This is a genomic window from Streptomyces sp. MS191 (assembly GCF_008042125.1).
GTDB lineage: Bacteria > Actinomycetota > Actinomycetes > Streptomycetales > Streptomycetaceae > Streptomyces.
Map to the genome: position 1 here is coordinate 18,492 of NZ_RDBI01000033.1, position 8,935 is coordinate 27,426.

General features: G+C 71.0%; 7 protein-coding genes. All 7 read right to left on the bottom strand.

The features are described from left to right. Positions 1 to 20: 20 nt before the first annotated feature. The gene (locus tag EAO71_RS04185; protein ID WP_147976408.1) at positions 21 to 1,796 is read right to left on the bottom strand and encodes a cation:proton antiporter; all 1,776 of its coding nucleotides are present in this window, start codon (positions 1,794 to 1,796) and stop codon (positions 21 to 23) included. Between the two features lie 63 nt (positions 1,797 to 1,859). Further along, positions 1,860 to 2,912 carry a cytochrome d ubiquinol oxidase subunit II gene (locus tag EAO71_RS04190; RefSeq protein WP_147976409.1) on the bottom strand — a complete coding sequence of 351 codons (1,053 nt, stop codon included), beginning with the start codon at positions 2,910 to 2,912 and terminating at the stop codon, positions 1,860 to 1,862. After that, positions 2,912 to 4,378 carry a cytochrome ubiquinol oxidase subunit I gene (locus EAO71_RS04195; protein WP_147976410.1) on the bottom strand — a complete coding sequence of 489 codons (1,467 nt, stop codon included), beginning with the start codon at positions 4,376 to 4,378 and terminating at the stop codon, positions 2,912 to 2,914. The genes EAO71_RS04190 and EAO71_RS04195 overlap by 1 nt, the downstream gene beginning before the upstream one ends. A 42-nt stretch (positions 4,379 to 4,420) precedes the next feature. Further along, a complete protein-coding gene (locus EAO71_RS04200; RefSeq protein WP_147976411.1) occupies positions 4,421 to 5,260 on the bottom strand; it encodes an SDR family oxidoreductase in 840 nt (279 codons plus the stop codon). Positions 5,261 to 5,497: 237 nt separating this feature from the next. Next, a complete protein-coding gene (locus EAO71_RS04205) occupies positions 5,498 to 7,102 on the bottom strand; it encodes a GMC oxidoreductase (protein ID WP_261991990.1) in 1,605 nt (534 codons plus the stop codon). A gap of 123 nt (positions 7,103 to 7,225) precedes the next feature. Next, entirely contained in the window at positions 7,226 to 8,143 is a 918-nt protein-coding gene (locus EAO71_RS04210) for a cyclase family protein (protein ID WP_147976412.1), read from the bottom strand. Positions 8,144 to 8,175: 32 nt separating this feature from the next. Continuing rightward, the coding region (locus EAO71_RS04215) for an aldose 1-epimerase family protein (protein ID WP_147976425.1) at positions 8,176 to 8,935 on the bottom strand (760 nt) is incomplete at its 5' end.

The window sequence follows — 8,935 nt, forward strand, 5'->3', positions numbered from 1 at the left end:
GCCCTGCCCCCGCTCGCGCCTCAGCGCTGTGCGGTGGTGGGGGCGGGGCCGAGGAGGACGACGGTGTCGCCCTCCTGCGGCACCGTCTCCTCCCGCTCCGTGACGGGATCCAGCCGGTGGTCCCCCCGCACCACGAAGAGCGTGTCGTGGTCCGGAGGCAGCGGGACGCCGGCCGGCTGCACCGTGAACCTGGCTCCCCGCCCGTAGCGCTCCGCGAGGACGTGCCGGACCAGGGAGGCGCCGAACAGGATGTCGCCGCCGGTGTACGGAGCGACCACGCCGTGACTGTCGTGCGGCGGCCCCACCCGGTAGACGGGACCCTCGACGTTGTCCTGCATGACGATCGAGGCGAGCGCGTTGAAGTCGTCGTCGTCGGTGGCCAGGAAGACGGCCGTCACACCCTCCAGGCGAGCCCCGGGGTTGATGGCCGTGGCCAGCAGATCGCCCTTGGCCAGCGAGAGCCCCGCTTGCCGGATGTCCTCTCGTTCCTCGTCGGCTCCCGCCCACATCAGCACGTCCAGGCCGGCCGTCCGCAGGGCCGATCCCAGGTCGATCACCCACGGCTCGCCACCCACGAGGAGAATCCGCGTACCGGCCGCCTTGACGACGCCCAGCCGTCTGGCCACGGGCGCCGCCGTCAGGGAGTACAGCAGGACGGTGCCCACGATCACCAGGAACGTGACGGGAAGGATCTTCGCCGCCCCCGGCACCCCCCGCTGCACCAGGCCGGACGAGAAGGCCGACGCCGTCGCCGCCGCGACGATGCCGCGTGGGTCCATCCACCCGATGAAGGTGCGCTCCCCGCGTGACAGTCCGGTGCGCGCCGTGGCGCCGAAGGCCACGATCGGCCGGACCACCAGGACGAGGATCACGATCAGACCGAGCGCGGGAAGGAGCACCGGCACCAGCGACGCCGGGGTGACGGTGGAGGAGATGGAGATGAACAGCAGCCCGATGATCAGCTGGACCAGGGTCTCCAGGAAGGGGCGGCGCGCGGGCATGTCGAAGCCGCGGATGTTGGAGACGGCCAGTCCCGCCACGATCGCGGCGATGAGGCCCGTGTCGTCGCGCACGACGTCGCAGCACGCCGATGCGCCGATCACGATGGCGAGCTGCGCCAGCGTGCCCAGGGTCTCGCCGAGCCGTAGGGTGCGCAGAGTGAACCACAGCAGCCCCGTTGCCACGGCGCCGCCGACCAGTCCGACGGCCAGGCTGATGAGGAACTGGCCCAGCTGGTAGCCCCTGCCGATGTCGACGTGGTGCGACGAGGCAACCGCGTGGAAGGTCAGCGCGCCCAGGATGGCGCCGATCGGGTCGGTGAGGGTGCCCTCCCAGATCAGGATGCGCCGCACCTTGTCGCTGGGTCGCACGAAGTCGAGCAGCGGCCCCACGACCGTGGGCCCCGAGACGACGAGGATCATGCCGAGCATCGCGGCCACGCGCAGCGGCATGTCGAACATCGCGGGTGCCACCGCCCCGGTGACGAGGAAGGTCAGCAGCACGCCGTACACGAGGAGCCGCATCACGATCCCCCGGGTGTGGCCGACGAGCTTGCGCAGGTCGAGCCCCAGACCGGCGTCGTAGAGGATCACCGCGACGGACAGCGACACCAGGTCCGTGAAGTCCGGCCCCAGCAGCTTGTCCGGATGGACGATCTCCGTCAGCCACCCGGCGGCGAAACCGACGGGGAGCAGGATGATCAGGGCCGGGACGCGCAACTTGTTCGCCAGGATCTGCGAACCGGTGGCGAGCACCACCGTCAGGGCGAGTCCGAGCAGGACCTCTTCGTCGGTCACAGCGGCTTCCTCCCTCGGGGGCCGGGCGTGAACGGGGCGCCCGGACTGAGCACGTGCGGGCGATCAGCTGTCGCGTACCGCACCGTCGCCGGTGCCGCTTCCTCTGCGCAGCTCGGCGTCGCTGAGCTCCGCGAGTTCACCGTGGGCGTCCAGCCAGTAGAGGAGGACCACGGCCGGCACGACGACGACCAGGGCCACCAGGGTGACGATCGACAGCCACGTCAACGTGGAGGGCGCGCCCGCGGCGTCGGCCACGGTCAGCGAGGTGGGGAGCAGGTAGGGCCGCTGGGCCATGCCCCAGGCGACGACAGCGGACGCGACGACTCCGACCGCCGTGACGCGCACCCACGTACCCGGCGTCCGCAGGAGCAGCCAGGTGGTCGCGAGAGCGGCCGCTCCGGCCACGATGACGAAGACGAGCCCCAGGCCGTGGGTGAGTCCGTGCCAGACGTAGGGGGAGTCCTCGTGGGTGACGAACCCGGTGACCACCGCGAGGACGGTGAGCACGGCGAGACTGCCCAGCGCCCGCCGCCTGAAGTAGCCGACCAGATCGGGCGCCTCGAACCTGCGGGCGTCCCCGGTGAGGAACACCGCACCGAGGAAGGCCGTGGTCGCGACGGCGACCAGTCCGAACACGATCGAGGTCGGGCCGGTCCAGATGTCCGCCGAGGCCTCCGTGCCGGGAGTCACGCGTTCCGAGGCGACCCCGCCGACGGCGGCACCGAGGAAGAACGGCGTGACGACCGAGGCCACGGCGAACACGGCACCGTACAGCCGCCGGCCGGCGAGCTGCCGGGAGGGTTTGCGGAGAGCGAAGCCGGCGCCCCGCAGGACCATGCCGACGACGGCCAGGGCCAGCGGGAGCCACATCGCGGTGAACACGGTCTGGAACAGGACGGGGAAGCCGGTCCACATGATCACCAGGACGAAGATCAGCCAGACGTTGTTCACCTCCCAGACGGGAGCCATGGCGTGGTCGACGAGCCACCGGGGACGCCGGCCGCGTTCCGTCCCTCCGGCCGTCAGGTCCCAGAAGCCGGCCCCGTAGTCCGTGCCACCCGCGCAGGCGTACGCGGTCACGGCGAGGAGCAGCACCACGGCGATGAGATCGGCCATCACGTGCGGTCACCTCCGGGGCCGGCGGCGGGCACGTCGCTCGTGGACAGGGAGGCGCGCGGCCCGTAGGGGAGGTCGTCCTCCGGGGTGCCGCCCGTGTCCGCCGCGGCCTGCTGCTCGTCGGCGAGCCGCCAACGCGTGCGCATCTTCAGCAGGATGACGACGAACGAGCCGAAGAGGAACACGTACACCACCATCACCAGGCCGAGCATGATCCAGAGGCTGGTGGAGCGGGTCGACGTCACGGCCTCGGCGACCCGCATGTTCTGGTAGACGATCCAGGGCTGGCGTCCCACCTCGGTGGCGATCCAGCCGCACTCCACGGCCACGACGGAGGCGGCACCGGCACCGGCCGCGGAACGGTAGAACCACGCCGACGCGGGCAGCCTGCGGTGCCGCAGCCAGACGAACCCGTACCAGAGGGCGAGCAGCACCAGCACGGACCCGATGACGACCATGAGGTCGAAGGCCCAGTGGGCGATGGTCGCCTGCGTCGCGGTGGGGCGCTGGTCCGGGGGGACGGAGGTCAGTCCCACCACCTCGGTGTTCGGACTGAATCCGGCCAGCACCGAGTCGAGCAGGGGGATCTTGATGCCGCCCGAGACGGTGCCGTCCTCGTGCAGTCTCCCGAAGAGGTACTCCGGCACGCGGGTGTCGGTCTTCCAGACGATCTCCAACGCGGCGAACTTCACCGGCTGCTTGTGGAAGACCGACCGGGCGATGGAGTCGCCGAGGACGAACTGCACCGGCGCGGCGACGGCGGCGATGGTGAACGGGACGGTGAACCCGAGCCGGTGGTAGTGGTCCCGGCGGCCGCGCAGCCAGCCCATGGCGTAGACACCGGACACCATGAAGCCCGCGGTGAGGACCATCGCCACGACGAAGTGCCAGTACTGCGGCCCGAACATGGGCGTGAAGATCGCCTTCCAGACGTTCACGTCGACCGGGTTGCCCTCCGAGTCGAGCGAGAAGCCCTGGGGGGTGTTCATCCAGGAATTGGCCGCCAGGATGCCGAACGCTCCGAGCAGCGCGGCGAACGGCAGCGGCAGCGCGAGGAGGAAGTGCGTCCGCGGCTTCAGCCGCCGCCATCCGTACAGGTAGATGGCGATGAGCACGGCCTCCAGGAAGAAGGCCCAGGCCTCGACGCCGAATCCGACGCCGAAGACGTCACCCCACCGCCCCATCAGCCCCGGCCACAACAGGCCGAACTCGAACGACAGCACCGTGCCGGTGACGATGCCGAGGGCGAACTGCACCGCCATGACGGCCGACCACCGCCGGGCCAGGAGCAGTGCGGTGGCGTCCTTGCGGCGCAGCCCGCGGTAGTGCATGACCAGGGTGATGAAGGGGAAGGCCACGCCGAGGGGCACGAGGATGATGTGGGAGGCCAGGGTGAAGGCCATCAGCTCCCGGGCCGGCAGGAGCTGGGCCGGGGCATCCGCCAGCAGATGGAACGAGGTGGACATGCAAGCCTTCGCTGTTCGTGGACGTGACAGGCCGGGAGAAGGTCATCCGCCCGTGGCGAAGCCCGGGAAGAGGGTCATGCCGCCGTCGACGTAGAGGGTCGTTCCCACCACGTAGTCCATGAGGTCGGAGGCGAGCGCGACCACGGCGTGGGCGATGTCCTCCGGGTCACCGATCCGGTCGTACGGGATCAGCCTCAGGAGGTCCTCCCGCGCTTCGGGCGTCTCCCAGGCCGAGCGGTTGATCGGCGTCTTGATCGCCCCCGGTGCGACCGCGTTGACGCGGATCTTCTCCGGCGCGAGCTCCTGGGCCAGGGTCTGCATCATCATCTGCACACCACCCTTGGACGACGCGTAGTTCACGTGACCGGACCAGGGGATGAGCTGGTGCACCGAACTCATGCAGATGATCTTCCCTGCGGCGCGGGAGACGTCGGGGACCACGCCCCGGCGCCGGAACTCCTTGGTCGCCTCCCGGGCACACAGGAACTGGCCCGTGAGGTTGACGTCGAGGACCTTCTGCCACTGCGCGAGGGTCATCTCCGTGAGCCGGGCGTCTCGTTGCAGTCCCGCGTTGGCGACCAGGATGTCGATGGTCCCGAACTCCTCGACCATCCGCTCCGTCATGGCGACGACCTGGTCCTCCTGGGACACGTCGGCCTCGTACGCCGCGGCGCGCACGCCGAACGAGACGATCTCCTCGACCACCTCTTCGGCGGCCTCGCGACCCGCCACGTAGTTCACCACCACGTCGGCGCCCGCTCGTCCCAGGCCGATGGCCGTGGCCTTGCCGATGCCCGAGTTGGCACCCGTGACCAGAGCCTTCTGGCCGTGCAGCAAACGTGCCGGGATCACACCCTGCGGTGCCCCCACGCTCGAATCCATTCCGTCGTGCCTCCTCGCTGCGCGCGGCCGCGCCGTGCCCGGCGACCGCTCGGCCGGGCAGGGACACGCAACCATCGGACGCGGCGGTCGGCACCTCGCGGGGGTCACCACTGGGCCGTTGGGCCGAGCAGCTTCCTCCCAACGGACGAACGGACGAACGGACGAACAGACCACGGACGGAACGGACGACCGGACCGACGGGCGAACGGGCGGCGGCCGGTCGGCCGGTCGGCGGTGTCAGCCCAGCCGGGCCAGCAGGTGGTCGCCGACCCGCAGGGCATTGGCGATGGCCGTCAGCGACGGGTTGACCGCGCCGATGCTCGGGAAGAAGCTCGTGTCCACGACGTACAGGTTGTCGACGTCGTGGGCCCGGCAGTTCACGTCCAGCGCGGAGTCTGCGGGATCGGCGCCGAAGCGCACGGTGCCCGCCTGGTGCGCCGTCGCCCCGATCGGCATCCCCTTGTGCAGATAGATGCTGCGGGACAGCAGATGGTGCTCGTGCATGCCCAAGTGGCCCAGCATTCCCTGCAGCTTGTGCCTCAGGCGCTTCAGGCCCTCGACGTTGTTCTTCTCGTCGAGAGTGAGCCGGATGCGCGCGTCGCCGTCGAGGGTGACCCGGTTCTCCGCCACCGGCAGGTCCTCACCGCACAGCCAGAAGTCGACGGCGTGATGCGCCAGGACCTCGAACGGCATGTCCGGGGTCACCGCACCGGCCCACCGGGGGGCCTCGCCGTGGATCTGCTCGGCGTCGGACTTGCCCAGCATCTGGATGCCGCCCAGCGGGAAGTCCCAGTCGTCCGCGCCGAGGTACCAGTCGTTGAGGGCGAGGGTCTTCTGGAACCGGGTGGGATTGGGTTCCTTGGACACGGCCATCAGGGCGAGGTTGTTGTGCCGCATGTAGAACCGGCCGACCACGTCGGAGCTGTTCGCGAGGCCACGGGGATGGTGCTCGTTCGCCGAGGCCAGCAGCAGGGCGGCGGAGTTGACCGCCCCGCACGACACGACCACCACGTCCGCCGAGAACCGCACCTCCGAACCGTCCGCCAGACGCCCGACGACCGCACTGACCCTGCGTCCCCCGTCGTCGGTCTCCAGGCGGACCACCTGGGTGTTCGTGACCAGCTCGACATTGGGGTGCTCCAGAGCCGGCTCGACACAGATCACCTCGGCGTCGGACTTGCCGCGTACCAGGCACGGGAAGCCGTCGACCCGGTCGCAACGGATGCAGACGCTCGAATGGGTGGCCGTCCCGCCGTTCTCCTGAGTGAGGTCGACACCGATCGGCAGGTGGAACGGGTGCAGCCCGCGCTTCTCGAGGTCGTCGCTCAACTGCTGGATACGTGGCTCGTGTTCCACCGGCGGACGGGCGTACTGCGCGCTCACCGGCCCCTCGCCGGGGTCCTCGCCGTGCCGTCCGTGGACGAGGTAGAGGTGCTCGGCCTGCGTGTAGTACGGCTCCAGGTCCTCGTACCGGATCGGCCAGGCGGGCGAGAGGCCGCCGTGGTGGCGGATCTCGCCGAAGTCCTCGGGGCGCAGCCGGAAGAGCGCGGCGCCGTAGAACTTCGTGTTGCCGCCGACGTAGTAGTTGACCTCCGGCGGGAACTCGGCGCCGTTCTTGTCCAGCCAGAACTCCGGCGCCCGGTACTTGCCCTTGACGAACACGGCCGTCGAGTCCCAGTTGTCCCGCTCGCGCGGCAGGTGGCCGCCGCGTTCGATCAGGAGGACGCGTTTCCCCGACGGGGCGAGGCGATGGGCGAGAGACCCTCCGCCGGCTCCGGTGCCGATGATGATGACGTCGTAGTGAGGGGCGTCGCCCACGGCGACCACCGTCCTTGGGATCATGGCCCCGACCTGCTGTCAGGCACCTGGCTCCCCGCTGGGCGAGGGTCCAGCGGTCCCACCTCCCTCGAAGTTATCCGCCCTCCCCGTGGACGGCGACCGGAGCGGCGGCGCCGTCGCCCCCTGTCACAGCACCGCGATCGGGTTCACGGGCGACCCCGTGGCCCCGGTCAGCCGCAGGGGGGCGACCACGCACAGGAAACTCCAGCGCCCGGCCTGCGCGCAGACCGGGGCGAGGTCCTCGAACCGCAGGTAGTCCATGAGGTGGATGCCCATGGCCTGGACGGCCAGGACGTGCACAGGGAAGGCGACCTCCGCCACCGCGCTGGGCGCGGTGTCGTTGTTGCCGTCCCCGCCCAGCACGGTGACCTCGCGCTCGGCCAGGAACCCCACGGCCGTCGGATGAAGACCCACCCGTGCCTCGGCCGAGTTCCACGGCCCGAGTTCGGCGCGCCGGAGGCGATGCCCCGTCCGCACGAACAGCAGGTCCCCCGGTCCGACGCGGACCCCCTGCGCGGCCTCGGCGGCCGTCAGGTCGCCCGAGGTCACGTGGTCGCCCGGTTCCAGCCAGGGCACCCCGCGCAGCCGCGGGACGTCCAGCAGCACACCCCGGCCGACGATGCCGTCCCGGACCACGTCCACGGAGAGCGTACGGGCGCCTTCGGCCGTCACGGTGCTCGCAGGCACCCCGCCGTAGAGCTCCCCGTCGAACACCACATGGCAGAGGGCGTCGAGATGGCTGTCCGCGTCCCCGTGGACGTTCATGGCGAAACGGTCCGTGGCGAAGTACAGCCCGTCCGAGCCGAGATCGCCCGGGCTCGGTCCGGTCATCCGGTGCACGGCGGGCTCGGGGTCGTCGGGGCCCGGCGCGGTCTCGATCGGCGCCGCCAGCGACACCGAGCGTCCGAGGCGGACTTCCGCCACGGCCGCCGCCACCCGGTCGGGAGTCAGATGGCGCAGCGCGCCGCACCGGCCGTCCTCCGCCGGCCGCGCCGCGGCGTCCCGCAGGCGCTCGTAGAGGACCCGGAAATCGTGCGCGGTCATGTCGCCCGCCCTCGACGGCTCCGCGGACGGTGTCACGAGTACCCCCACGGGCTCAGCCCCCACCGGAGCACGTGGGTTGCGCCCGGCTGCAGGACGGTCAGGTCGGTGCCGCTCCGGAAGGCGTCCGGTGGACAGGACATCGCCTCCACGGCCACGCCCCGCCGCCGCCGTTCGGCTGCGGCCAGGGTGTCGCCCGTGTACACCTGCACGTAGCGGGTCCCCTCGCCGAGCCAGAGATCGACGCCGCGCAGCCCGGAGGGGTGCGCCAGCCGCACGACCGCCCGCCCGTCAGGGACGCGGTCGAGTCCGGTGAAGGCGYTGTCCAGTCGCAGGTCGCCGATGGGGCGGGCGGCACGGAAGTCGTACGGGGTGCCGTCGACCGGCTCCCGGCCCACGGGCAGGCCCCTGTCGTCGGTCCGCAGCAGGTACCGGGCGGGAACGGTCAGCACGGCGCTGTCGACGAGATCGGTGCCCACCGTGAGATAGGGATGCTGGCCCACACCGTAGGGCGCGGGCTCGGTACCGGTGTTGGTGGCCTGGACCGCCGTCCTGAGACCGTCGGGCGCCAGCCGGTACTCGACACGGACGTCGAGGAGGAACGGATATCCGGGCTGGGGGCAGAGGGTCGTGCCGAGGAGCACCGAGTCGTCGGTGCGGGCCAGCAGCTTCCACAGGGTCCAGCGGAGCAGTCCGTGGATCGCGTTGCCGTTCTCCACAGCGGTCAGGGGGAGTTGCAGACTCCTGCCGCCGAAGTCGTAGCGCCCGCCGCCCACCCGGTTCGGCCAGGGGGGG

Bases quoted from the DNA above. Each gene is read 5' to 3' on its own strand.
- EAO71_RS04195 (WP_147976410.1), bottom strand. From the start codon at position 4,378: ATGTCCACCTCGTTCCATCTGCTGGCGGATGCCCCGGCCCAGCTCCTG.
- EAO71_RS04190 (WP_147976409.1), bottom strand. From the start codon at position 2,912: ATGGCCGATCTCATCGCCGTGGTGCTGCTCCTCGCCGTGACCGCGTAC.
- EAO71_RS04205 (WP_261991990.1), bottom strand. From the start codon at position 7,102: ATGATCCCAAGGACGGTGGTCGCCGTGGGCGACGCCCCTCACTACGAC.
- EAO71_RS04200 (WP_147976411.1), bottom strand. From the start codon at position 5,260: ATGGATTCGAGCGTGGGGGCACCGCAGGGTGTGATCCCGGCACGTTTG.
- EAO71_RS04210 (WP_147976412.1), bottom strand. From the start codon at position 8,143: ATGACCGCGCACGATTTCCGGGTCCTCTACGAGCGCCTGCGGGACGCC.